This is a genomic window from Paraburkholderia sp. SECH2 (genome assembly GCF_030464795.1).
Taxonomy (GTDB): Bacteria; Pseudomonadota; Gammaproteobacteria; order Burkholderiales; family Burkholderiaceae; genus Paraburkholderia; species Paraburkholderia aspalathi.
In genome coordinates this window covers 16,500-41,905 of record NZ_JALPRH010000031.1, presented here as the reverse complement: position 1 = coordinate 41,905, position 25,406 = coordinate 16,500, and the positions used below count along the sequence as shown (strand labels likewise).

The window sequence follows — 25,406 nt, the reverse complement described above, 5'->3', positions numbered from 1 at the left end:
CGGACGGTGCAGGCGCCATCGAAACGAGCGAAAGACAGGGATTTTAACACTGGGCTATTCCCGCACCAGCACCACCAGCTTCAGATCCTCGCGATGAGCGGGCTTGAACGTGATCTGGTCGTAGACGAGGCGGCCGTCGCGCGGATGGTTGAATTCGCGCCTGCCGCCTTCGCGGCCGCCGACGTCCTGCGACGCCCAGAAACGGGCGAACGCGTCGCTGGCGGCGGTGAGCGAGTCGATCAGCCCGCGGGTGGGGGCGTCGTTCAGATGGCGGATCGAGTCGGCGCGGAATTCGGCGGCGAGGCGCCGTGCGCGCGTTTCCCAGTCGACGATCAACTCGCGCGCGGCCGGTTCGGTGAAGGTGTAGCGCAGCAGATTGCGGTCGTGCGTGCCGTCCAGCCAGCCTACGAACAGATCGGCGGCGCGTTCGTTCCAGGCGAGCGCATTCCACTGCCGGTCGAGCACGTAGGCCGGTGCGTTCACGAGTTGTACGGTTTCGAGCAGGGTGGCGGGCGCGTCGGCGGCGGCCGGATCAGGCTCGGCCGGGTCGCGCTGCGCGGCCAGTTCGAACAGATACGCCCGCTCGGCGCGCGACAGTTGTAGCGCGACGGCGATCCGCGCCAGCGCATCGGCGGAAGCGGAGACGGGGCGGCCCTGTTCGATCCACGTGTACCAGGTCGGGCTGACGCCGCACAGCTGTGCGACTTCCTCGCGGCGCAAGCCGGGTGTGCGGCGGCGCGGGCCCGGCGGCAGACCGAGCGCTTGCGGCGAGAGCCGTTCGCGATGCGCACGGATGAAGTCGCCAAGTGCACGCGCGGGCGTGGCTTCGAGCGGCGGCGGATTGTCGGCGGAGGACGGCGTGGTCATTCTGATCGGGCGGCGCTTGGCGGGGTGGTGTTATTGATACCAGAATAATTGCTTAACTTGTACTGGTACACGACGGGCTCTATTGTAACGACTGGAACGACGCAGCGCCGTCCAGAGAGACCCGGGCTCAAGCCCGGCGCAACCCCCACGTACATAACCGGAGCCTCCCATGAAGCATCACGATCAGGTCGCCGACGCCTTCGGCTCGACCGCCGCCGCGTATTTGACGAGTCAGACGCATGCCACCGGCGCCGATCTGCAGACGCTGGCGGAATCGATCGCCGCGACGCCGGACGCGAAGGTGCTCGATATGGGCTGCGGCGCAGGCCACGCGAGTTTCGCGGTCGCGCCGCATGCGAAAGAAGTGGTCGCGTACGACATCGCGCCGCAGATGCTGGCGACCGTCGACGGCGCGGCCAAAGATCGCGGCCTGACCAACATCCGCACGCAACAGGGTGCGGCCGAAACGCTGCCGTTCGACGATCATTCGTTCGACTGGATCATCAGCCGGATGAGCGCGCATCACTGGCACGACGTGCCGCTTGCCTTGGCCGAAGTGCGTCGCGTGCTGAAGCCGGGCGGCAAGGTGCTGTTCATCGACATCGCCGGCGCCGATCATCCGCTGCTCGACACGCATATTCAGGCGGTGGAGTTGCTGCGCGACGGCTCACATATCCGCGATTACCGCGCCGACGAATGGATTGCATTGTTCGAAGCGGCCGGTTTCACGGCATCGATTCGCGAGCGTTGGCGCATTGAGATTGAGTTCAGCTCGTGGGTGGCGCGCATGCGCACGCCGGAGCCGCGCGTGGTGGCGATTCGCTCGCTGTGGAGCAATTCGCCCGATGAGGTGCGTCAGTATTTCGACGTAAAGGAAGACGGCTCGTTCAAGCTCGACGCGCTGATGATCGCGGCGCAGTAGGGTTGTGCCGTCTCGCGTCGCATTGACTGAACCCAACAAAATGAGATGGTTTCTGCATGTTACGCTTCGGATTGCTATGGAATCCGGAGCGTAGTTATGATGCGCTTTATTCTCTTTATATTGACTGGCGTTCTGTTGTCATTCAGTGCGTTCGCCGCTGACTATCAGGACTATTACCGTAATCGTGGCACCACGTTGCCCCGCACAATGTCGTCCGATCCAATGGGTTCTCCCTATTCAACGGAGACGATGATGGGCGGCACAGCGCTCGGTTCTGCGGCAAACATGCCGCGTGAGGCGCGGCGCGATCACGACGCGCGTGTCCAGTCTGAGATCGACGAGCGCGAAAAACGGGCACAGGCGTGGCGCGAGCCTCCGCTCAAATTCAACATTCCGGTCTCAGAAATGCCAAAGCCGAACACGGCGAAATAATCCGTGTTCGGCTTTGGCGGAGCGGCGGCCGATTCAGCGGCTGAATCAGCCGCCATCCAAACCGTGCTCGATCAGCCCGTATTGCGCAGCCCCGCCGCAATCCCGTTGATGCTCAAATGAATCCCGCGCCGCACACGTGCGTTGGTATCGCCCGCGCGGTGACGCTTGAGCAACTCGACCTGCAAGTGATTCAACGGATCGAGATACGGGAAGCGGTTCTTGATCGAACGCGCGAGCAGCGGATTCTCCGCAAGCCGTTCGCTCTTGCCGGTGATCTCCGACAACACCTTCGACGTCCGCTCCCATTCCGCGACGATCCGCTCGAACACATGCTTGCGCAGCTTCTTGTCCGACACGAGCTGTGCGTAGCGCGAGGCCACCGCGAGGTCGGTCTTCGCCAGCACCATGTCCATGTTGGAGAGCAGGTTCGCGAAGAACGGCCACGTCTTGTGCATTTTCTTGAGCAGCGCAAGACGGCGGGTGCGCTCGGCATCGCTCGGCGCGCTGTCCAGATGCGCGGCCACTGCGCTGCCGAAACCGTACCAGCCGGTCAGCAGCAAACGGCATTGGCCCCATGAGAAGCCCCACGGAATCGCGCGCAGGTCTTCGATCTTCCGTTGCTTCGGGTCCTGCAATTTGCGCGAAGCCGGACGGCTGCCGATGTTCAACTCGGCGATCTCGGAGATCGGCGTCGACTCGAAGAAATACTCCTTGAAGCCCGGCGTTTCGTAGACCAGCGCGCGATACGAGGCCATCGCCGCGTCGGACAATTGCTGCATCGTCTCTTCGAAGGCGGGCAATTGCGCGGGCGCAATGCCGTGCGGCAACAACGAGGCTTCGAGCGTTGCGGCCACCACCGTCTCCAGATTGCGTCGGCCGATTTCCGGATTGCCGAACTTGCTGGCGATCACTTCGCCTTGCTCGGTCAAGCGGATCTGACCGTCGACGGTGCCCGGCGGCTGCGACAGAATCGCCTGATACGTCGGACCACCGCCACGGCCTACCGTGCCTCCGCGTCCATGGAACAGGCGCAGGGTCACGCCGCGCTCATTGAAGAGCGACACGAGCGCCAGTTCGGCGCGGTACAGCTCCCAGTTCGACGTCAGGAAGCCGCCGTCCTTATTGCTGTCCGAATAGCCGAGCATCACTTCCTGCTCGTTGCCCTGATGTTCGATCAGTGCGTCGACGCCCGGCAGCGCGATCAGATCGCGCATGATGTGCGGTGCGTTGCGCAAGTCGGGGATCGTTTCGAACAATGGGATCACCATCAGCCCCGCGCGCGCCGGATCGTGCGCGTCGCCGAGGCGGCCGTGCAGCAGGCCGGTTTCCTTCTGCAGCAACATCACTTCGACCAGATCGCTGACGGTTTCCGTGTGCGAAATGATGTAGTTGCGCACCGCGCGCGCGCCAAACTTCTCACGCGTGACGCGGGCCTCTTCGAGTACGCCGAGTTCGCTCTTCACGAGGTCGGAGTACTCGGCGTAGGGCAGGCGCAACGCTCGCGGCTGCGACAGTTCGGCGAGCAGCACCTTGAGCTTGTCTTCTTCGGAGAGCGACGCGTAGTCGTCCTCGACGCCCGCACGCTTCATCAACTCGGCGATCACCGCTTCATGGATGTCGGAGCTTTGACGCAAGTCGATGCTCGCCAGATGGAAGCCGAACACTTCGGCGGCGCGCGCGAGCGGCGACAGGCGGGGCGCCGCGAGCGGCGCGCCATGATGCTCGGCGAGCGAATCGATCAGCACGTGCAGATCGCGCACGAATTCGGCGGAGTCGTCGTACGGCTTGGCGCGGATCGGCGCCGCGCCGCGGCCCGCGCTGCGCACCGGCACGCTGCCTTCACCGAGACGCACGCGCGCGCTCGCCGCGAGTCGTGTGTACATGCCGATCAACGCACGGCGATACGGTTCGTCGGTGCGGTGCGGCGACTGGTCGGGCGAGATGGCCGCGAGTTCTTTCAACGCGTCGCTTGCACCGGCCAGCAGGTTCGACACCGACAACTCGGCGCCCAACTTGTGCACCTGTTCCATATAGTGTTCGAAGATCACCGCGGCCTGACGGGTGATCGCGTGCTCGAGCGTTTCGGCCGTGACGTTCGGATTGCCGTCACGATCGCCGCCGATCCAGCTACCCATCTGGAAGAACGGCGGCAGGCGTGCTTCGAGGCCGTGCTCGGCGAGCGCCTCCTCGATGTCGGCGTAGAGCGCCGGAATTTCTTCGAGGAAGGTCGCGCGGTAATACGACAGCGCGTTTTCGATTTCATCGGCGACCGTCAGGCGCGAATCGCGCAGCATCCGCGTTTGCCAGAGCGACGTGACGCTCGCACGCAGCATCGCTTCGTTATGCGCGCGTTCGCGGTTGGTCAACTGTTGATCGCGTTCGGCGAGAAGACGCGCGACGTCGTGCTGCGCGTCGAGAATGCTCTTGCGCTGCACCTCGGTAGGGTGCGCGGTCAGGACCGGCACGATCAACGCATCGTTGAAGAACTGCTGCAGGACCGGCGTCGCGGCGGCGCCTGCCTCGACGAGCCGTTCGAGCGCGTGCGCCATGGTGCCCGGCTGCGAGGTCGAGCCGGCCAGCGCGTGAATCCGATGACGGCGATTGCGGTGGCGATCTTCCGCGATATTCGCAAGATGCGAAAAGTAGCTGAACGCGCGCACCACGCTGACCGTTTGCTCCGGGCTCAGCGAACGCAGTTTCTTATCGAGCGTTTGTGCGGCGGCACTATCGTCTTCGCGGCGAAAACGCACGGCGGTCTGGCGGATCGTCTCCACGACGTCGAACACCTCGTCGCCTTCCTGTTCGCGCAGCACGTCGCCGAGCAGGCGCCCGAGATAGCGGATGTCCTGGAACAGCGGATGGTCCTTGTCCTCACGCGTGCGGCCGCTGCTTTTCGAGGCGGGTACGACCGTATCCGGCGAAACGGCTTGCAGCTTGGGCGCCTGAGTGGCTTCTGGCGCGGCAACGCTCGCGACGGCCTTGGTCTTCGGGGACTTCGCCTTGGCCGGTTTCAGCGTCTGGGCGGCGTTCGCGGCTTGCGTCGCCTTACCTGTCCTGACGGCCTTCACCGTCTTGTCCGCCTTGGCGGGCGTAGAGGCTTTGGCGGATTTGGAGGCTTTGGCGACGTTAGCGGCCTGGCTTGCCTTAGCAGATTTGCCGGCGCGTTGGGCCGGTGTGGACTGGGCAGCCGTTGCGGCGTCAGCCGCTTGAGCGTTGGGCGATGCAGTGTTGCGGCGGGCAGGGCGCGCCGATCCGGAAGACGTCACGATGGGTTTCCTCAGGGAAGCCAGGGTCTGTTGAGTGATGAACTGCTACTGCGGAACTGCACTAAGAGTTGCAACGTGAACTGCGCGAAACCTGGACAAACCGGTATGCGGCGATGGCAATACGCCGGAGAGGGGAGCCGCGTGCCCATTTGCATGGAGCGCACGAGGTGTGTGACGTGCATAGCATGCACGACAGCCACGTTGCGCCGCATTGCATCATCCCGCATGCCGCGCCCCGGTGCGCGAACGACCGTGCTTGAACAGGCTGGGATGAGGCAGGCGTGCGCTCTACGAGGCCCGTCTCCTCCATCGATACCGCGCTAGCACGGCGCTCCGCTGTGCCTTGAGACACAAGGGCGCGTGCTAACATTGATTGTTATTACATCCCGTCATTCGATCAGCAAGCTAATGAACACCGAGACGTTTTCTACGCCACCCCACACGCTTGTGATTGCGTCGCGAGAAAGCCGCCTTGCCATGTGGCAGGCGGAGCATGTGCGATGTGCGCTGCACAAATTATATCCATCTTGTGACGTAAAAATCCTCGGAATGACGACACATGGGGATCAAATTCTCGACCGCACTTTGTCGAAGGTTGGTGGTAAGGGCCTCTTCGTCAAGGAACTGGAAGCGGCGCTGGCCGACGGCCGCGCCGACCTGGCCGTGCACTCGCTCAAAGACGTGCCCATGGAGCTGCCCGCGGGCTTTGCGCTCTCCACCATCATGGAGCGCGAAGATCCGCGCGACGCGCTGGTGTCGAACGAGTACGACTCGCTTGCCGCGCTGCCGGCCGGTGCGGTGATCGGCACCTCCAGCCTGCGCCGCGAGGCGATGCTGCGCATGCGTTATCCGCACCTGGTGGTGCGGCCGTTGCGCGGCAATCTGGACACCCGTCTGTCGAAACTCGATCGCGGCGACTATGCGGCGATCATTCTGGCGGCTGCCGGTTTGAAGCGTTTGGGTCTGGGCGAGCGCATCCGCGCGAATCTGGATCCGGAAGACAGCTTGCCCGCAGCCGGTCAGGGCGCGCTCGGCATCGAGATTCGCGCCGATCGCGCGGACCTCGCGGCATGGCTCGCACCGTTGCATCACGAACATACGGCAGCGGCCGTCGAAGCAGAGCGGATGGTCTCGCGCGCCTTGGGCGGCAGCTGCGAAGTGCCGCTCGCGGCCTATGCACACTGGCACGACGGCGCGCTGCATCTGCGCGGCATCGTCGCTACGCCTGATGGCCAGCGTGTGTTGAGCGCGCAGGCATCGGCGCCGGCGCCCACGGTCGAACGCGCTGTGGCGCTCGGCAAGGAAGTGGCGGACGCGCTCGAGCAGCAAGGTGCGATGGAAATCGTCCGCGCGTTGAGCACGGCCAGCGGCCCCGCCGCCGGGTCGGCGGACAGCGCGGCGACCGGCGAGTGATGGCGGCCGATATCCCGGGCAACGCATCCTCATCCGTCGACAAGGCGGCGTTCACGGTCGTGATTACGCGACCGGCCGGTCAGTCGAACGAATTAATCGCGCAACTCGCGGCAGCGGGCGTTGCCGTGCTCGACTTTCCGCTGATCGACATCGCGCCTGTCACTGACGAAGCGCCGTTGCGCGCAGCGCTGGCCTCTCTGGAACGCTATGCACTGGTGGTGTTCGTCTCGCCCAACGCGGTCGATCACGCATTTGCCAGGAGCGATGCGATCTGGCCGCACGCGCTGCCGATCGGCGTAGTCGGACCAGGCAGCGTGCAGGCGCTGGCGCGCCACGGCGTCGCGGCGCCGGCTTACACGATCATCAGCCCGCCGTCCGTAGCCGATGACGATACGGCGCGCTTTGATTCCGAAGGCCTGTTCGCGGCGATCGATACCGCGCTCGGCGCGACGAGCCTCGAAGGCAAGCGCGTCCTGATCGTGCGTGGCGATGGCGGCCGCGAATGGCTCGCCGATCGCTTGCGCGAGGCGGGCGCCGAAGTCGAAACGGTCGCGGCCTATCGCCGCCTCGTGCCGGAACCGTCGATCGGCGGTTGGGCGCGCGTGCATGCGCTGCTAGCCGGCGCGCCGCACGCCTGGCTGCTCACCAGTTCGGAGGGCGTGCGCAACCTGCACGAACTCGCGCAGGAGCATCTGACCGCCGAGGAAATCACGCAACTGAAGCACGCCAATCTGGTCACGCCGCATCCCCGTATCGCGCAGACCGCGCGGGCATTGGGTTTTGATAGCATTACGGTGTCCGGTGCGGGCGATGAGCGTATTGCCCGCGCCTTGCTTGCCGCCGTCCCGACCGTTGTTCAACCGGTACCGTCCAACCCGGCTCATTCACCGGCTAAATCACGCATGACTGAAACGAACGCATCCACGAACGCTTCACCCCAGCCGGCCGCAACCACTGCGTTGCCGCCGAATCCACCCTTCACGCCCTACGAAGCGCAGGAAAAGCGCCGCAGCGCGAGCGGACCGCTGCTGTGGTTTGTCGTCGTGATCATCGCTTGTGCGGCGGGGGTGGGCGGCTATGCGCTCAATCGCAAGGTGGAGCGCACAGAGCAACAGCTCGTGCAACGCCAGCAGGCGAACGACGCGCAGACCAACGACTTGCGCGTCAAGACCGATCAGGCGCTGGCCACGGTGCATCAGTCCGACTCGCAGGTCGCGCAACTCGAAGGCAAGCTTGCGGATGCGCAGACCGCGCAGCAGGCGCTGCAACAGCAATACTCCGATCTCGCCCGCAATCGCGACGACTGGACGATGGCCGAGGTCGGCCAGATGCTGTCGGCCGCGAGCCAGCAATTGCAGCTCACCGGCAATACGCAGCTTGCGTTGTTCGCGCTGCAAAGCGCGGACACGCGTCTCGCCGCGTCGGATAGCCCGCAGGCCGTGACCGTACGCAAGGCAATCGCGCAAGACATCGACAAGCTGAAGGCCGCGCCGTCCACGGATCTGACCGGTATGGCGATCAAGCTCGACAACGCGATCGACCAGGTCGACAGCCTGCCGCTTTCCGGCGAAGCCCCGATTGCTCACGCCACGCCGAAGGCCGCCACCTGGGCCGACACGGCGAAGGTGGCCGCGGCCACCGGCGAGCCGCGCTGGAAAGTGTGGTGGCGTGAAGTCACAACCGGCATCGGCCAGCAGCTCACCAGCCTCGTGCAGGTGCGCCGAATCGATAACGCCGACGCCATGCTCGTCACGCCCGATCAAGGCTATTTCGTGCGCGAGAATCTGAAGCTGCGTTTGCTGTCGGCGCGGCTCGCGCTGCTCTCGCGCAACCAGACCACGCTGAAGTCCGACCTGCAGGCGGCGCAGGCTGCGCTCACGCGTTACTTCGACAATACGTCGAAGAAAACGCAGACCGTGGTCGATCTGGTCAAGCAGGTGGATGCGGGTTCGGCCGCGGTTGAACTGCCGACCTTGAACACCAGTCTGCAGGCCGTCAATCAATACCGGAGCCGAGGTTAATCATGGCAATCCGGGGACTTCTATGGCTCGCGCTGCTGTTCGCCATCGCGGTAGTGCTGGCGGTGGTTGGACGCTTCGACATGGGGCAGGTGCTGCTGGTCTATCCGCCGTACCGCGTCGACATCTCGCTGAATCTGTTCGTGGTCGGGCTGGTGGTGCTGTTCATCCTGCTGTATGCGCTGCTGCGCATTGTGCGCAACATCTGGCGCATGCCGCAGCGCGTGGCGGCCTATCGCGCTCGCTCGCGTGTCGCGAAGGCGCACGCTGCATTGCGTGACGCGATCGGCAATCTGTACGCCGGGCGTTTCTCGCGCGCTGAAAAAGCCGCGAAAGATTCGCTCACGAATGGCGACAACAAGGGCGCGGCCGGTTTGATCGCGGCCACCGCGGCGCATCGGATGCATGAATATGCGCGGCGCGACGAGTGGCTCGCCCAGATCGACGAAGCCGACTGGCAGGACGCCCGCCTGATGGCCACCGCCGACATGCGTGCCGATGGCCGCGACGCGGACGGCGCACTCGCCGCGCTGACTGAAATGCAGTCGCAGGGCGCACGGCGCATCCACGCGCAGCAGATCACGTTGCGCGCGCAACAGCAATTGAAGAACTGGGGCGAAGTACTCAAGCTCGTCAAGACGCTGGAAAAACGCGAAGCGATCCATCCTGCGGTGGCGGTGCGTTTGCGCCAGCTCGCGGCGGAAAACCTGCTGCGCGACCGGCGTCATAACGCCGATGCGCTGCTGGAGTTGTGGAATTCACTGTCGGCTACGGAACGTCATTCGCCGCGTCTCGCCGATCTCGCCGCCGAACTGCTGGTGGCGCTGAATCGTCCGCAGGAAGCCCGCAAGATCGTCGAAGAAGCGCTGGCGCAGAACTGGGACGCGCGTCTGCTGCGCCGTTATCCGGACACGGCCGGCGGCGACGCGTTGCCGCTGATCCAGAAGGCCGAAGGCTGGCAGAAGGATCGTCCGGAAGATGCGGACCTGATGTTCGCGTTGGGCCGCTTGTGCCTGCATCAGCAGTTGTGGGGCAAGGCGCAATCGTTCCTTGAGCGCGCGCTGAAACTGGCCGACAACGAGACGCTGAAAATTCGTTCGCATCGCGCGTTGGCGCGTTTGCATGAACAGATCGGCGATTCCGCCAAGGCGAGCGAGCATTATCGCGAGAGTGCGTTGGCGATGAATATCGTTTGATGCGTTGAGCGCTGCAGCGAGCGGTTGAGACGCACCGCCGTAGACGCAAATGAAAAAGCCCCGGCATTGGAAGATGCCGGGGCTTTTTCTTTGAAGCGTGGCGCGTTACGCGTAACTCAACACTGTTGGCGGCGGTTGCTGCGTTACGTCGTTCGCGGGATCGTCGGTCGGTCGCGCTTACTTATTGACCATCTTCGCCGGCACACTGATCGCCAGCAGACCGCCGAGGATCATGAACGCCGCCAGCATATACATGCCGGAGTCATTCGCGGCAGTCGCCTGCTTCAGCCAGCCGACCGCGTACGGGCTGAGAAAGCCCGCGAGATTGCCGATCGAATTGATCATCGCGATACCGGCGGCCGCGCCGGTGCCGGCGAGGATTGCCGTCGGCAAGCTCCAGAACAGCGGCAGGGTGGTGAGGATGCCCATGGTCGCGAGCGTGAGCGAGGCCATCGCCAGCACCGTGTTGTGCGCCCACACCACGGAGAGCACGAGGCCGATCGCCCCGGCGAAGGCCGGCAAGGCGATATGCCAGCGGCGCTCGCGTTTGCGGTCCGCGCTGCGCGACACGAACACCATCGCGACCACCGCCGCGGCAAACGGAATCGCCGACAGGATGCCGATCATGAACGCATCCGTCACGCCCGTGGCCTTGATGATGGTCGGCAGCCAGAAGCTCACGCCATAGAGGCCCATCACGAACGAGAAGTACGTGAGGCTCAGCATCAGCACGCGGCCGCTCGAGAGCACCTGGCGAATCGGCATATCGTGCTTGGTGGCTTCTTCAGCTGACACTTGGCGCTCGAGCAGTTCCTTCTCTTCCGCCGTGAGCCACTTCGCCTTCGCGACGCGGTCGTCGAGCATCACGAACACCAGGACCCCGACGATCACCGACGGAATCCCTTCGAGCAGAAACAGCCACTGCCAGCCATGCCAGCCGTTCATGCCGTTGAAGCTCTTCAGGATATAGCCCGACACCGGGCCGCCGATCACGCCGGACAACGCGATTGCCGTCATGAACCAGGTGGTCATGCGGCCACGGCGGTGCGCCGGATACCAGTAAGTGAGATACAGAATGATGCCGGGGAAGAAGCCCGCTTCGGCGAGACCGAGCAGAAAGCGCATCACGTAGAACATGGACGGCGTGGTGACGAACATGGTCAGCATCGAGATCACGCCCCACGACACCATGATCCGCGCGATCCACACCCGCGCGCCCACTTTGTGCAGGATCACGTTGCTCGGAATTTCGAAGATGAAATAGCCGACGAAGAAAATCCCCGCACCGAAACCATAGACCGCGTCGCTCAAGCCCAGGTCGGTGGTCATCTGCAGCTTGGCGAAGCCGACGTTGACGCGGTCGAGGTACGCGACCACGTAGCAGAGCATCAGGAGCGGCGCGAGCCGCCAGCTGACCTTGCGGTAGGTCGCCTCCTCGAACGTGGAAGGTGGCGCCCCCGCGCCGGGATGGTGGAGCGGATTTGCAGGACTAGCCATGGTGTCTCCTTTTTTCTTGTGGAAATGAAGTACCGCCTTCGATCGCGATTCTAGCCGTGCTGGACGGTTTGCCTGACATGGCGTTTACACGCAGCGCCCGCCGTCCACTTCGAGGCACACGCCAGTGATGAACTCGGCCTCGTCCGAAGCGAGATAGAGCGCCGCGTTGGCGATATCCTGCGGCGTCGAGAAGCGCCCGAGCGGAATGCCGGCGAGAAAGCGCTTGCGATTCTCCGGCGTATCTTCGACGCCCATGAATTCGGTCAGCAGCGCCGTCTCGCCCATCACAGGGTTCACGCAGTTCACCCGAATGCGGTCCGGGCCCAGTTCGACGGCGAGCGACTTGCTGGCGATGATCACCGCGCCCTTGCTGCCGTTGTACCAGATGAGGCCCGGCCGTGGCCGCACACCGGCCGTCGACGCGATATTGATGAAAACGCCGCCGCCTTGCTGGCGGAAATACGGCACGAATTCCTGCACGCTCCAGTAGATGCTTTTGACGTTCACCGCATAGACGCGGTCGAACTCGGCTTCGGTCACGTCGAGCACCGGTTTGTTGCGATGCGTGGTGCCGGCGTTGTTGACGACGATCTGCACGCCGCCGAAGTCTTCGAGCGCGGCCTCGCGCAGCTTTTGCCAGTCTTCCCGTTGCGTGACGTTGCCGGCCACCGCGATTGCCTTGCCGCCGGTGATGGCGATTTCGCTCGCCACACGTTCAGCCGCGGCGCCGTTCAGATCGTTGACCACCACGTTCGCGCCTTCGCGCGCGTAGGTCTTCGCGATGCCTTCGCCGAAACCCGAGCCGCCACCCGTGACGATGGCCGTTTTACCTGTCAACCGCATGATGTCTCCGTTGTTTTGTTGTGGATGGTGCTGCTTTGACTAACTTCGCTGCGAATTCAACCGCATTCACTCAACCTGCCTAGCCGTGACGAATCGCGATGGTTTTTAACACCGTGAAGCCATACAGCGCTTCGAAACCCTTTTCACGGCCATGGCCCGAATGCTTCACGCCGCCGAACGGCAATTCGACGCCGCCGCCCGCGCCATAGTTGTTGATGAACACCTGGCCGGAGCGCAGACGCCGCGCGAGGCGCATCTGCCGGGCGCCGTCGCGCGTCCAGATGCCTGCGACCAGGCCGTACTGCGTGCCATTGGCGAGCGAGAGCGCTTCGTCTTCGTCGGCGAACGACATCGCGGCGAGGACCGGGCCAAACACTTCGTCGCGCGCGAGACGGTGGCTTGCGGGCACGTCGCGCAGCAGGGTGGGCGCCTGATAGAAGCCGCTTTCGGGCGCTTCGGGGATGACCTCGCCGTGCGCCGCCATCGGGATGCCGTCGTGTTGTGCGTCGGAGAGGAAGTCCCACACGCGCTGTTGCTGCTTGGCATTGATCAGCGGACCGCAATCGAGATCGGCGTGCGACGGTCCGACCCGCAGCGCATGGAACGCGCTGCTCAGCCGGTCGAGCAAGGGCTCGTAAATCGCCCGGTCGATCAGCACGCGGCTGCCTGCCGAGCAGGTTTGCCCGGCGTTCTGCACGATCGCCGATACGAGCACGGGCAGCGCCGCGTCGAGATCCGCATCGGCGAACACGATTTGAGGCGATTTACCGCCCAGTTCCAGCGTGACCGGCACGTGGTTCTCCGCGGCCATTTGCGTGACGAGCTTCCCAGTTTCGGGCGAGCCGGTGAATGAGATGTGATCGATGCCGGGATGACGCGCGAGCGCCGCGCCCGCTTCATGCCCGTAACCGGTGACGATATTCAGCGCGCCCGCCGGTAACCCCGCCTCGGCCGCCAGTTCGGCGACGCGCAACACCGAGAGGCACGCGTCTTCCGCCGGTTTGACGACGCACGCATTGCCGGTGGCGAGCGCCGCGCCGACGCTGCGGCCGAAGATCTGCATCGGGTAGTTCCACGGCACGATATGGCCGGTCACGCCATGCGGCTCGCGGATCGTCAGCACCGTGTAGCCGGCCTGATAGGGCAGCGTTTCGCCGTGCAGCTTGTCCGCCGCGCCGGCGTAAAACTCGAAATAGCGCGTGAGCGCAGCGGAATCGGCGCGCGCCTGTTTGAGCGGCTTGCCGGTGTCGCGGGCTTCGAGTTGGGCGAGTTCTTCCTGATGGGCGGCCACCAGCATCGACAGCCGGTACAGCACGCGGCCGCGTTCGGCGGCGCTCGCTGCGCCCCATGCGCCTTCGAAGGCGCGGCGGGCGGCATGGACGGCGGCGTCGATATCCGCCGCGGTGCCGCGGGCCAGCCGGGTGAACGGCTGGCCGTCCGAGGGATCGAGCACGGCGATCGTTTCGCCGCCTGATGCAGCGGACCATTCGCCGCCGATGAAATGCCGGGCTTCTTCCATGCATGCTCCTTGAGGTGTCACCCAGCCATGATTCAAGCCGTGATTCAGGCCGAGGTCAGATACGCGGTGTTCACAAACGAGAGGCACAATCGAGCGACGCCAGACGATTATCGCGCCGATCCAACCAGAGGTGCCATCGGCCGATTGGCTATAATGGCGTATTCCGTACTGTCCGGCCGTAGCGCCTTGGGCTGGCGAGTTTCGCGCCGCTCGAGATCACGCGCCGCACGCCGTGTTCCGAATTCCATCTGATCAGAGAGCGCTCATGAGCTTCAATAACGTCCCCGCAGGCAAAGACCTTCCGCAAGATTTCAACGTCATCATCGAAATCCCGGCGCAAAGCGATCCGGTGAAGTACGAAGCTGATAAGGAAACGGGCCTGCTTCACGTCGACCGTTTCATCGGCACGGGCATGCGCTATCCGGCGAACTACGGCTATATTCCGCAAACGCTGTCGGGCGACGGCGATCCGGTCGACGTGCTGGTGATCACGCCGTTCCCGCTGCTGGCTGGCTCGGTGGTCCGCGCCCGCGCACTCGGCATGCTGCAAATGACTGACGAATCGGGCGTCGACGCCAAGCTGGTCGCTGTCGCGCACGACAAGGTCTGCCCGATGACCGCTGATCTCAAGTCGATCGACGACGTTCCGGCGTACCTGAAAGACCAGATCAAGCACTTCTTCGAGCAATACAAGGCGCTGGAGAAGGGCAAGTGGGTGAAGGTCGAGGGTTGGGCGGGCATCGAAGCCGCGCACAAGGAAATCACCGAAGGCGTGGCGAACTACAAGAAGTAAGCTGCGTTACACCGGTGCTTGATGAAAAAACCGCGTGAGCCTGCAAGGGCCACGCGGTTTTTTCATGGGCGACGTTTTCAGGGATTCCGCGCCATGCGCAGCGGGTCTTGCAGTTAGCGCGCCTGTCTGGCCGGGCGTTGCAGCGCATAGACACAACGCATCGAATGAATGAACCGAATGCATTTTTATATATGAGTGTTAACCCTTATCATTCGGCGGCCGCGGCAGGTTTTCCGCCATCGGCGTATTAATGCGCTGAGGTAGCGCCCACGTGCGTTTTTTGGAAGCCCACCGTCCGGATGCTGAATCGCAAGTCCAACCCTTCGTCGTTGCGCTGGCCGAGCCGCCTGTATGCGAGCCTGTACGCGCTCGTCACCACGATCTACCGCAAACGGCCGATATGGATGGTGTCGTTCTCGACGAGCGAGGCCAATCTGTCGGAAGGGCTGAGAGCTGCCTGCGCGTCCACCGCCATGCTGGTGCTCGGCAATCTGCTGCACGACCCGGTATTTGCATGGGCTGCGATCGGCGCTTTCTGGACCTGTCTCGCGGATGCGGCCGGCTCGAATCGCGCGCGCTTCGCCTCGATGATGGGCTTCGCGCTGCTGTCCACCGTGTGCGGCGGCGTGACCGCTTTCGCATCAGGCGAGGGGACAGTGTTCGCCGCGCTCGCCATTCTGATATTCACGACGCTCGGCGCGTTCGGCAGGATCTGGGGCGCCGCGACGTCGCAGGTGACGATTCTAGCGGCGACCGCCTGCGTGGTGATGGTCGACCGGCCGATGCACGACGTTCGCGAAGGTGTGGCGTTTCTCGGCGTCTATCTGGCCGGATGCCTGTTCGCCGTTGTGCTGAGCTTGACCGTCTGGCGCATTCATCCGTTCGGCACGAGCCGCGCTTCGCTGCGTGCCGTGTATCTGCGTCTGGCTGATATCGCCTTGGACAGCGCGCGCCTGCTCGAAGCGCGTGCAGCGCCTGGCGAGTGGGCCACGCATGCCGCGAAATTTCGCGCCGATGCACGCGCTGCGCTGGAGCGCTCGCGCAAGGCGCTGGCGAACGTGCCTGGCTCACGAACGGCCGGCCGGGAAGACTACGACAATCTGCTCGCGCTCCTGACCGAGAGTGAAGCGCTCTTTGCGTACCTGATTGCGGTCACCGGCGCCTGCGAAAAAACCCCGCAAGACGCACGTCGCACCAGACGCGCGGCGCGGTTGCTGATCGGGCTGGGCGAGGTTCTGCGAAGAATCGGCGTGGCCAGCAACGAAGCCCAATGGAACCGTCTCGCCGACCTGCAACTCCGTTTGCGACGCCTGGCGCGGCGACTCGAATCCGCGCTGATGGAACCTGTGACATTGAAGTTCGACTTCGAACTGGTCGATTTCGCGCCGACAGCTGCTCATCCGCTCGGGTGGCAGGACAGTGCCGCCAGACTGCTGACGCGGACGTGGTCGACCCTCAAGGCAAACTTTTCCGTTCAGTCGGTCGGCTTGCGCCACGCCGCCCGCGTCGGCGTCACGACCACGGCGGGTTTTCTGGTCATCCGGGCGCTCGGGCTGCCCTTCGGCTATTGGGCAACCATGGCGACGCTGCTGATTCTGCAACCGTCTATTGCTGCGACCTGGCCACGGAGTATCGAGCGCGCTGCCGGGAGCATCGTCGGCGGCCTGTTGGCGGCCGTGATCGGCTATGCGATTCATTCGCCTCTCGGCATTTCACTGGCGGTGTTTCCGCTGGTGGTGGCCACCATGGCGCTGCGTCCCGTCAGCTACAGCCTCTTCGTACTTTTCCTGACCCCGACCTTCGTGCTCGTGGCCGACTTCGCGACGCCCGGCGCCAGCGAATTCGCCTTCGCGCTCACGCGGCTCGGCAACAACGTGCTCGGTTGTGTATTGGCGCTGCTGGCAACGTTCTATCTGTGGCCGACGCGGGAAAAGGTCGACTATCGCGCCTATCTGAGCGACGCAGTGCGGGCCAATCTTGCGTATCTGAGGGCAGCACTGGAGTCGCCGGACCGAAGCGAGAAGGACATGGAACGCCTGCGCCGGGCCGCGGGTTTGGGCAGCAATAACGCCGAGGAGGCCATCGGCCGCATTCGCCTCGAAAAACTCGAGGACTCGATGGTCGACACGGTGACGCTGACGGTACTGAGCGTGTTGCGAAAGATGGCGGGTACGGCGACGCAACTGCGCTTGAGTACGAACCGGCGCAGCATGCACGATGAACTCGGCGCGTGGATTGACACCACGAGTGCCGACATCGAGGCGGCTTTGAACAGGACGTTGCGGCCGATCCGGCACGACCTTCCCCCGCGGGAGCGGTTGACGTCGCTGGAGGCGGACGCCGTGGGTGAAATCGCGCTGATGCATCGGCTGCTGACTGAGCGGATGCGCGAGGCGAGGGGTTAAGTGGAGGGTAGCTCGTCGGTGGCAGCCGGCTCTGGCTCTGGTTCAGGCACGGGCAGCACCGATTCGAGCGTGCGCAGTCCCGCGCCTAGCGCACGCTTTTCGGCCGGCGGCAAACGCTTGACCCAATACTCGGCGCGCGAAGCGCTTGACCGGTCGGCCAACTCAAACGACACCAGCACTTGCACCGGTTTGCGCGAACGCGTATAGCGCGCGCCTTCACCGCTCACATGTTTGTCGAAGCGCGCCTGCACATCGGTGGCAATGCCGGTATAGACGCTGCCGTCCGAGCATTCGAGCAGATACAGAAACCACGCCATGGGTACGCTTCAACCTTTGAACGGATTGTGTTCGCGCAGCTCGTCCACATACGCGTGGATGCTGTTCTTTTCGTTGTCGAGGAAGTGGCCGACCGCATCGGCGAAGGCCGGATGCGCGAGCCAATGCGCCGAACGCGTCACGGTCGGCAAAAAACCACGCGCCATTTTATGCTCGCCCTGGGCGCCGCCTTCGAACGCGCCGAGCTTTTCTTCGATACAGAATTCGAGCGGCTGGTAGTACGCCGTTTCGAAGTGCAGGCAGGGCACGTGTTCCAACGCGCCCCAGTAACGACCATAGAGCGTGCCGCCGGTTTTTCCGTCGCGCTGATAGACCACGAGCGAGCTGGCGATCGGCTTGCCTTCGTATTCGGCGATCACCAGCAGCAGATTTTCCGGCATCGACGCGCCGATCATCCGGAAGAAATCGAGGTTCAGATACGGACTCGAAAAGTGCTCGCGGTAGGTTTGCCGATAACACTTGCTGAAGAACCGCCAGTCGGCGTCCTGGATATCTTCGCCGCGAATCCGACGCATCGTCACGCCGGCTTCCTGAACCTTGCGACGCTCCGCGCGGATGTTCTTGCGCTTCTTCTGTTCGAGCGTGGAGAGGAAATCGTCGAAGTCGCGATAGCCGTCGTTCAGCCAGTGGAATTGCACGCCTTCGCGCTGCATCATGCCCATGTCGGTCAGCGCGCCTGCTTCTGTTTCGGTCGGAAACAGCACATGCAGCGACGACACGTCGGCCTGCTCGGCGAACGCCATCAGCGTCGCGGCCAGATGCCTGAGCGCATGCGTATCCGCCGATAACAGCCGGTTGCCCTGCACCGGGGTGAACGGCACCGCGCACAGCAGCTTCGGGTAATACGGCAGACCGTTGCGTTTGTACGCGTCGGCCCAGGCCCAGTCGAAGACATATTCGCCGTACGAGTGCCCCTTCAGATACACGGGCGCGGCGGCCGCGAGCTTGTCCGTGCGCGGGTCGGTGAGCGTGACGAATTGCGGCGCCCAGCCAGTATCGGCGACCGCGCAACGGGTCGCGTGCAGTGCGCTCAAGAACTCGTGCCGCAGAAACGGCGTGGGCTGCGCTTGCTGGGCGAGGAGGGCATTCCATTCCGCGGCGTCCACCTCGGAGGGCGACGCCAGAATGCCCGTGCGATAATCAAAGCGTTCCTGGTTCAATCTGTGTGACTGTTCCCAATGAGCGACGCGCAGCATGTAGCGGTGCGTCGTTCGTTTATCCGATTTGTCCGTTGCCGTCGAGCTAACCAGCCGCGGTACTCGCAAGCCGTCTGGCGTGCCTGTCGATCCTGCCATGAAGACCCGAATCGCTCTTGCTCAAATCAATGTCACCGTCGGCGACTTCGCCGGCAATGTCGCGAAGATTGTCGCTGCCGCGCGCGCCGCGCACAACGATGGTGCGAAACTGCTGATTGCGCCTGAACTCGCGCTCTCCGGCTATCCGCCCGAAGATCTGCTGCTGCGTCCTGCGTTCTACACCGCGAGTGCGGCGGCGCTTGCCGATCTGGCCGCGCAACTGAAGCCCTTCGCCGGCTTGCATGTGATCGTCGGCCATCCGTTGCGCGACGCGGCGCACGGCCATGGTAATGCAAACGCGCCGATCGAGCGCGGCGTGCCGCCGGTTGATACCTTCAACGCGGCCTCGCTGATCGTCGACGGGGAAGTGGCCGGCACCTATCGCAAGCAGGATTTGCCCAATACCGAGGTGTTCGACGAGAAGCGCTACTTCGCTTCAGACCCGAAGCCGTTCGTGTTCGAACTGGACGGCGTGAAGTACGGCGTGGTGATTTGCGAGGACGCGTGGCATGCGTCGGCTGCGCAAATGGCGAAGGCGGCGGGCGCACAAGTGCTGCTGATTCCGAACGGCTCGCCGTATCACCTGAACAAGGAAGCGGTGCGCTTCGACATTCTGCGCGCGCGGATTCGCGAGACCGGCTTGCCCATGGTCTACGTGAACATGGTCGGCGCGCAGGACGAACTGGTGTTCGACGGCGGCTCGTTCGTACTCGATGAAAAGGGCGAGCTGGTCGCGAAGATGGCGCAGTTCGAGGAAGGCAACGCGATTGTCGAGTTCGACAGCGGCAAGCCGGTGCCCGCGGCGATCGCGCCGGAGCTCTCGCTCGAAGCGCAGGTGTATGCCGCGCTCGTGATGGGCGTGCGCGACTACATCAACAAGAACGGCTTTCCGGGCGCGCTGATTGGACTGTCGGGCGGCGTGGATTCGGCGCTGGTGCTGGCCGTTGCGTGCGACGCGCTGGGCGCGGACCGTGTGCGGGCGGTGATGATGCCGTCGCGCTATACCGCCGACATTTCAACCACCGACGCTGCCGAAATGGCGCGCCGCGTCGGCGTGCGTTACGATGAAATCGCGATCGCGCCGATGTTCGACGCGTTCCGCGGCTCGCTCGCCGAGGAGTTCGCCGGCCGCGCCGAAGACGCCACCGAAGAAAACATTCAGGCGCGCATTCGCGGCACCTTGCTGATGGCGCTGTCGAACAAGTTCGGCTCGATCGTGCTGACCACCGGCAACAAGAGCGAGATGGCGGTGGGCTACTGCACGTTGTACGGCGACATGGCCGGCGGCTTTGCGGTGATCAAGGACATCGCCAAGACGCTGGTCTACAAGCTGTGTCACTACCGCAATCAGGCCACCACGTTCAGCAAGCAGGATGTGATTCCCGAGCGGATTCTGACGCGCGCGCCGTCGGCCGAACTGCGCGACAACCAGACCGATCAGGACAGCTTGCCGCCGTACGAAGTGCTCGACGCGATCATGCGCATGTATATGGAGGAGGATCGCTCGCTCGCCGAAATCATCGCGGCGGGTTACGCGGTCGACGACGTGAAACGCGTTACGCGCCTCATCAAGATCAACGAATACAAACGGCGTCAGGCGCCGATCGGCATTCGCGTCACGCATCGCGCGTTCGGCCGCGACTGGCGTTATCCGATTACGTCGCGCTACACCGAGCCGGTGGAGTGAGTCTCAGGCGAAAGGCTGCGGACTTACTGACTTACCCCATAGCAGACCAGAAGCACGCGCCGGATTGCCGCAACGCATCCGGCGCGGCGTAGAATAAAAATCATCCATTTCCCTTTCAACCTTCCAATCACGAGATGAGGTCCGCCATGAAGCGCATCACTGCAGTCATCAAACCGTTCAAACTCGACGAAGTGCGCGAGGCGCTTGCTGAAGTCGGCCTCACGGGGTTGACCGTGACGGAAGTCAAAGGCTTCGGTCGGCAAAAAGGCCACACCGAGCTCTATCGTGGTGCAGAGTACGTGGTCGACTTTCTGCCGAAAGTGAAGATCGAAGTGGTAGTTGCGGACAACCAGTGCGATCAGGTGATCGACGCGATCATCGGCGCGGCGCGCACCGGCAAGATTGGCGACGGCAAGATCTTCGTCGCGGACGTGGAGCGGGTGATCCGGATTCGCACGGGTGAGGAGAACGAAGCGGCGGTTTGAGCGGTTCGACTCGTACTGTTGAAACGCAGAGTTAAAGCGCCGGTATTGACATCCGCGGCACGCACGCACCGATCAGGTGCGTCGGGGCAGTGGCAAAACCGTGCGCGCAAATAAAAAACGGTGCGATACCCTTTCGGACATCGCACCGATACGCGCCTCTCGCAGCAGCGTGAAAAAGATTCTCTTGAAGAACTTCTGACTACACCCCGAAGGAAATCCCCTCGGGGCACACTGTTCGATTAGAACGAGTGTTGAATACCTGCGTACACGCCAGTTTGGCTATGACCCGGCAGCGGGTTCTCGTCGTACGTGCCTCCGGTAGCCGAGTTGCCCGTACCGCCAACGCCTGCGGTGTTGGCATCGAGGCCGAAGTTAGCCGTCTTGCTGTTACGCACCGTTGCAACCTGGATGTCCAGCAGCGTGCGCTTGGACAGGTTGTACGAACCGCCGATCGTGTAGATCGTTGCGTTACCCGCGCCCTTGTTCGCGTTCACGTGATAAACCGCTGCGATCAGTGCGGCAGCCGGCGTGGCTTGCCACGTCACGCCACCCCATTCGTGATCGAGCGAGGTCGGTGCTGCGCCTGCTGCGCTGGCTGCGGACGACGTACGGATCGCCTGGAACGCGCCCTGGATCTTGAACTGACCGAGGAACACGTTGACTGCGCCCGTGTACTCACGTGAGAAATTGAACGGGTCGGTGAATTGGCCGTTTGCGCTGTTGCGGATTTCGTCGTACAAGCCGCGCACCTGGAACAGCGACGAGGTGTACGTGAGTTGCAGACCGGCTTCGCGGCCTTGCGACGTCGTGCCGTTACCGTTCCAGTTCGTCGCGTTCGACAGTGCGTACTGGCCGTACACGTCAAAGCCGTAGAACTTCGGCGACTGGTAGGCGATGTTGTTGCTCGATTGCGGCCAGTTGCGGCCACGCACCAGCGATGCCGACGACCAGTTCGACTGACCGAGCGGGTCAAAGTCCCACACGCCGTTTGAGATGAAGAGCATGCGGCCCAACGTCAACGTACCGTACGCGTCGTTCGCCATCCCGACCGTTGCCCAGCGATTGAAGAGACCGCCGCCGCCAGGGCCTGCGCCCGTCATGGTGTTGAAGGAGCCTTCCAACTGGAACAGGACCTTGTTGCCGCCGCCGATGTCTTCGACGCCCTTCATGCCCCACAAGCTCGTACCCCAGTCACCGCTTTCCGCACGGAAGCGCGACGTGGAACCGGTATAGCTGTTGTTCGGAAGGCCGCTCATGTATTCCAGGCCGGCGTCAAGGCGGCCGTACAGCGTTACGCTGCTTTGGGCGTGCGCAACTACACCGGCTGTCATCAACGCAGCGGCGAGCAAAGCTTTCTTCATCTTCTCCTCCATACCCTGTCAAAAAGTGAAACCCAGTACTGCGAATGGTGTTCGGACGCAAGCGCGCCGAACAGAAATCGGTACCAGGGAGATTAGCGGGTGGATTGGGTCTCCTGTCGTGACGGATAGCCTCAGCGGGCTATTCTTCGCGCCATGCCGATCCCTCGCCGACCGGTTCTCCTCTGTTGCTTTGAAGTGAAACTACTTTTAATGAACTTTGTTTTGCTACTTTGGTTACTAATTTATCAAAAATACCCTGGAGTGGGAGAAGAAATTAGTACCGGCTTGGGCCGGTGTCTCCAAATTGCAATACGAATGTGTGCAAGGAATCGTTGCGATATCCCCCAAAAGGCGGGAAACCCTTATGCCATAAGGGAATCACGGATTGGGACGGACCACGTCAAGGATTGCCACTATTGACGCTTCAAATGCGGCAGAGTAAGGCGGAAAGAGGGCAGTTCGAGGCAGGTTCGTGCACAGTTTCGAGGCCAGAATGGCCAGAATGCACAGGTGAGCGAAGTAAAAAAGGCGCTCGTAAGCGCCTTGTAATGCTACTTTGACTACAGCCCAAATACGAGGCTTTACGGCAGTCTTATTTGAGGCTGCCGGAGAGGAACTGCTTGAGCCGTTCGCTCTTCGTGTTCTTGAAGACTTCGTCCGGATGGCCTTCTTCTTCGACCCGGCCTTGATGCAGGAACATCACGTGATTCGACACGTTGCGCGCGAACGCCATTTCGTGCGTGACGACGATCATCGTGCGGCCTTCTTCGGCGAGCGTCTGCATGACCTTGAGCACTTCGCCGACCAGCTCGGGATCGAGCGCCGAAGTCGGTTCGTCGAACAGCATCACATCAGGGTGCATGGCCAGCGCGCGCGCGATCGCGACGCGTTGTTGCTGACCGCCCGACAGATGCGACGGGTACTGTTTCTCGAGACGAGGCGCGAGGCCCACTTTCTCCAGATACTCACGCGCACGCTCTTCGGCTTCCTTGCGTTTTAAGCCCAGCACGTTGACCGGCGCCTCGATGATGTTCTCGAGCACGTTCATATGCGCCCACAGATTGAAGTGCTGGAACACCATCGACAGCCTGGTGCGCACGCGCTGCAACTGCTTCGGATCGGACACGCGCAACGCGCCGTTCTTCGCGATCTGCGTGCGGACTTCTTCGCCGTCGACGAAGATGCGTCCGGAGTTCGGCTGCTCGAGGAAGTTGATGCAGCGGAGCATCGTGCTCTTGCCCGAACCGGATGAGCCGATCACGCTGATCACGTCGCCGGCGTTGGCCTTCAGCGACACGCCCTTGAGGACTTCGTTGTCGCCGTACTGTTTGTGAAGCTCGTCGACGAAGAGCTTTTGCTTCTTGGTGTTCATCGGGATCCTTGGCGGGCTTACTTGCTTGGGGGCGTGCGCCCTTCTTGTTTACTTGCCTTGCGGCCGCAGGTAAGCGAGCCAGCGGCGCTCGGCGCGGCGGAACAGCCACACGAGCGCAAAAGAAATCAACAGATAGAGCAGGGCGGCGATACCGAACGCGTTGAACGACTGGTACGTGGCCGAGTTCACGTCACGGGCGATCTTGAGAATGTCCGGCACGGTCGCGGTGAACGCGACGGTGGTGGCGTGCAGCATCAGGATCACTTCATTGCTGTAGTACGGCAACGCGCGGCGCAGCGCCGACGGCAGAATCACTCGCCGGTACAGTGTGAACGACGACATGCCATACGCGCGCGCCGCTTCGATCTCGCCATACGGCGTGGCCTTGATCGCGCCCGCGAAAATCTCGGTGGTGTACGCGCAGGTGTTCAGCGTGAACGCGAGCAGCGTGCAATGCATGCCGTCGCGGAAGAACGCGTTGGTCAGCTCGTGGTTGCGGATGATTTCGAGGCTGTACAGGCCGGTGTAGCAGAGCAGCAGTTGCACGTAGAGCGGCGTGCCGCGGAAGACATACGTATACAGCCAGACCAGACCGGCGAGCCATTTCTTCTTCGACACGCGCGCGACCGAGAGCGGAATCGACAGGCAGAAGCCGAGTCCGATCGACACCACCAGCAGCCACAGCGTGATCACGACGCCGGTGAGGCGGTAGCCGTCGGTATACAGATAGTTGCGCCAGTATTCCTGAATGATCTCGATCATAGATCCGCCTTTCGCACGCCGGTCGAGTAACGCTTTTCGAGGTACATCAGCACGAAGTTGGACACTGTGGTGATGACGAGATAGATCGCCCCTGCGAACAGGGTGAAGAAGAAGAACCGCAGCGTGCCCTTGCCCGCATCCTGCGAGGCCTTGACGACATCGGCGAGACCGATGATCGACACCAGCGCCGTGGCTTTCACCATCACCTGCCAGTTGTTGCCGATGCCGGGCAGCGCGAAGCGCATCATCTGCGGGAACATGATCCGCGTGAACACCTGCCAGCCGGTCATGCCGTAGGCCGAGCCCGCTTCGAGCTGGCCGCGCGGCACCGCGAGGAACGCGCCGCGGAAAGTCTCGGTGAAGTACGCGCCGTAGATGAAGCCCAGCACCGCGACGCCGGCCACGAATGGGTCGATGTCGATCTGGTCCCAGCCGAGCAGGTCGGTCAGGTTATTCAGCCAGATCTGGATGCTGTAGAACAGCAGCAGCATCAGCACCAGGTCGGGCACGCCCCGCACGAGGGTCGTGTAGACGGTGCCGGCACCATAGGAGAAGCGGTTTTTCGACAGCTTCGCCGCTGCGCCGAGCAGGCCCAGCACGAAAGCGAACGCCAGCGACAACACCGCCAGTTTGACGGTTTGCCAGGTGCCGTTAAGAAGCAGCGGGCCGTAGCCTTGAAGGAACATATGGGGTCCTTGACGATGCGCTTGTGGCGCACCGCGAAAGACGCGGCCAGCTCTGCACCGCGTTTGCCGCGAGCCTGAGCTCGCCGTTTCCTGCGGCGCACAGCGCACCGCTGTGCAAATCATGACTGCATGGCCGTTGCCGGTCTTGCAGCGCGCTTTTCGATTCTTGTTGTGAATCGGGGTTGAAGCTGCTTCTGAAACTGCTTTTTGAGGCTATCAGCGACTGTATTACGAAGCCTCGGGAAAGCCCA

General features: G+C 63.0%; 20 protein-coding genes. 9 read left to right on the top strand and 11 right to left on the bottom strand.

What is annotated here, in order from left to right:
- Positions 1 to 54: 54 nt before the first annotated feature.
- A complete protein-coding gene (locus M0D66_RS33190) occupies positions 55 to 867 on the bottom strand; it encodes a helix-turn-helix transcriptional regulator (RefSeq protein ID WP_093643881.1) in 813 nt (270 codons plus the stop codon).
- Positions 868 to 1,036: 169 nt separating this feature from the next.
- Here M0D66_RS33190 and M0D66_RS33185 point away from each other — a divergent pair, with 169 nt between their 5' ends.
- Both M0D66_RS33185 and M0D66_RS33180 read left to right on the top strand, forming a co-directional pair.
- A complete protein-coding gene (locus M0D66_RS33185; RefSeq protein ID WP_266212591.1) occupies positions 1,037 to 1,789 on the top strand; it encodes a class I SAM-dependent methyltransferase in 753 nt (250 codons plus the stop codon).
- Between the two features lie 96 nt (positions 1,790 to 1,885).
- The gene (locus tag M0D66_RS33180; protein ID WP_200620207.1) at positions 1,886 to 2,221 is read left to right on the top strand and encodes a hypothetical protein; all 336 of its coding nucleotides are present in this window, start codon (positions 1,886 to 1,888) and stop codon (positions 2,219 to 2,221) included.
- Between the two features lie 71 nt (positions 2,222 to 2,292).
- On the opposite strand, the gene ppc is transcribed toward M0D66_RS33180, so the two are convergent.
- A complete protein-coding gene (gene ppc, locus M0D66_RS33175) occupies positions 2,293 to 5,487 on the bottom strand; it encodes a phosphoenolpyruvate carboxylase (protein ID WP_266212590.1) in 3,195 nt (1,064 codons plus the stop codon).
- 408 nt (positions 5,488 to 5,895) lie between these two features.
- Here ppc and hemC point away from each other — a divergent pair, with 408 nt between their 5' ends.
- The 3 genes from hemC to M0D66_RS33160 are packed head-to-tail and all read left to right on the top strand — an operon-like array spanning position 5,896 to position 10,114.
- Positions 5,896 to 6,900 (top strand): hydroxymethylbilane synthase, encoded by a 1,005-nt coding sequence (hemC, locus tag M0D66_RS33170; RefSeq protein ID WP_266212589.1) that lies wholly within the window; start codon positions 5,896 to 5,898, stop codon positions 6,898 to 6,900.
- Positions 6,900 to 8,921, top strand: a complete 2,022-nt coding sequence (hemDX, locus tag M0D66_RS33165; protein ID WP_266212588.1) for a fused uroporphyrinogen-III synthase HemD/membrane protein HemX — start codon at positions 6,900 to 6,902, stop codon at positions 8,919 to 8,921. Before hemC ends, hemDX begins: the two co-directional genes overlap by 1 nt.
- Positions 8,922 to 8,923: 2 nt before the next feature.
- Complete coding sequence (locus M0D66_RS33160; RefSeq protein ID WP_266212586.1) at positions 8,924 to 10,114, top strand: heme biosynthesis protein HemY; 1,191 nt, start codon at positions 8,924 to 8,926, stop codon at positions 10,112 to 10,114.
- 177 nt (positions 10,115 to 10,291) lie between these two features.
- On the opposite strand, the gene M0D66_RS33155 is transcribed toward M0D66_RS33160, so the two are convergent.
- From M0D66_RS33155 to M0D66_RS33145, 3 genes are all read right to left on the bottom strand, one after another.
- Complete coding sequence (locus M0D66_RS33155) at positions 10,292 to 11,611, bottom strand: MFS transporter (protein WP_200620202.1); 1,320 nt, start codon at positions 11,609 to 11,611, stop codon at positions 10,292 to 10,294.
- Between the two features lie 84 nt (positions 11,612 to 11,695).
- Positions 11,696 to 12,454, bottom strand: a complete 759-nt coding sequence (locus M0D66_RS33150) for an SDR family oxidoreductase (protein WP_266212585.1) — start codon at positions 12,452 to 12,454, stop codon at positions 11,696 to 11,698.
- Between the two features lie 79 nt (positions 12,455 to 12,533).
- Complete coding sequence (locus M0D66_RS33145) at positions 12,534 to 13,973, bottom strand: aldehyde dehydrogenase family protein (protein WP_200620201.1); 1,440 nt, start codon at positions 13,971 to 13,973, stop codon at positions 12,534 to 12,536.
- A 265-nt stretch (positions 13,974 to 14,238) separates the two neighbouring features.
- Between M0D66_RS33145 and ppa the strand changes: the two genes are divergently transcribed.
- Complete coding sequence (ppa, locus tag M0D66_RS33140; RefSeq protein ID WP_093643862.1) at positions 14,239 to 14,766, top strand: inorganic diphosphatase; 528 nt, start codon at positions 14,239 to 14,241, stop codon at positions 14,764 to 14,766.
- A 299-nt stretch (positions 14,767 to 15,065) separates the two neighbouring features.
- The gene (locus tag M0D66_RS33135) at positions 15,066 to 17,171 is read left to right on the top strand and encodes an FUSC family protein (protein ID WP_266212584.1); all 2,106 of its coding nucleotides are present in this window, start codon (positions 15,066 to 15,068) and stop codon (positions 17,169 to 17,171) included.
- On the opposite strand, the gene M0D66_RS33130 is transcribed toward M0D66_RS33135, so the two are convergent.
- Together M0D66_RS33130 and M0D66_RS33125 are read right to left on the bottom strand one after the other, a co-directional pair.
- Positions 17,168 to 17,488, bottom strand: a complete 321-nt coding sequence (locus M0D66_RS33130) for a GIY-YIG nuclease family protein (protein WP_266212583.1) — start codon at positions 17,486 to 17,488, stop codon at positions 17,168 to 17,170. The genes M0D66_RS33135 and M0D66_RS33130 overlap by 4 nt on opposite strands.
- Positions 17,489 to 17,497: 9 nt before the next feature.
- Complete coding sequence (locus tag M0D66_RS33125; protein WP_093643985.1) at positions 17,498 to 18,667, bottom strand: GNAT family N-acetyltransferase; 1,170 nt, start codon at positions 18,665 to 18,667, stop codon at positions 17,498 to 17,500.
- A 133-nt stretch (positions 18,668 to 18,800) separates the two neighbouring features.
- Here M0D66_RS33125 and M0D66_RS33120 point away from each other — a divergent pair, with 133 nt between their 5' ends.
- Positions 18,801 to 20,489: an NAD+ synthase gene (locus M0D66_RS33120; RefSeq protein ID WP_266212582.1), complete on the top strand. Its 1,689-nt coding sequence runs from the start codon at positions 18,801 to 18,803 to the stop codon at positions 20,487 to 20,489.
- Positions 20,490 to 20,635: 146 nt separating this feature from the next.
- Entirely contained in the window at positions 20,636 to 20,974 is a 339-nt protein-coding gene (gene glnK / locus M0D66_RS33115) for a P-II family nitrogen regulator (protein ID WP_006048444.1), read from the top strand.
- A 239-nt stretch (positions 20,975 to 21,213) separates the two neighbouring features.
- Here the strand turns inward: glnK and M0D66_RS33110 are convergent, their stop codons facing one another.
- The 4 genes from M0D66_RS33110 to M0D66_RS33095 form a co-directional block, all read right to left on the bottom strand.
- On the bottom strand, positions 21,214 to 22,335 hold the full coding sequence (locus M0D66_RS33110) for a porin (protein WP_266212580.1): 1,122 nt from the start codon (positions 22,333 to 22,335) through the stop codon (positions 21,214 to 21,216).
- Between the two features lie 592 nt (positions 22,336 to 22,927).
- The gene (locus M0D66_RS33105) at positions 22,928 to 23,707 is read right to left on the bottom strand and encodes an ABC transporter ATP-binding protein (RefSeq protein WP_093643850.1); all 780 of its coding nucleotides are present in this window, start codon (positions 23,705 to 23,707) and stop codon (positions 22,928 to 22,930) included.
- A gap of 48 nt (positions 23,708 to 23,755) precedes the next feature.
- Entirely contained in the window at positions 23,756 to 24,469 is a 714-nt protein-coding gene (locus M0D66_RS33100; RefSeq protein ID WP_054035061.1) for an ABC transporter permease, read from the bottom strand.
- Entirely contained in the window at positions 24,466 to 25,155 is a 690-nt protein-coding gene (locus M0D66_RS33095) for an ABC transporter permease (protein ID WP_093643848.1), read from the bottom strand. The genes M0D66_RS33100 and M0D66_RS33095 overlap by 4 nt, the downstream gene beginning before the upstream one ends.
- Positions 25,156 to 25,406 lie beyond the last annotated feature (251 nt).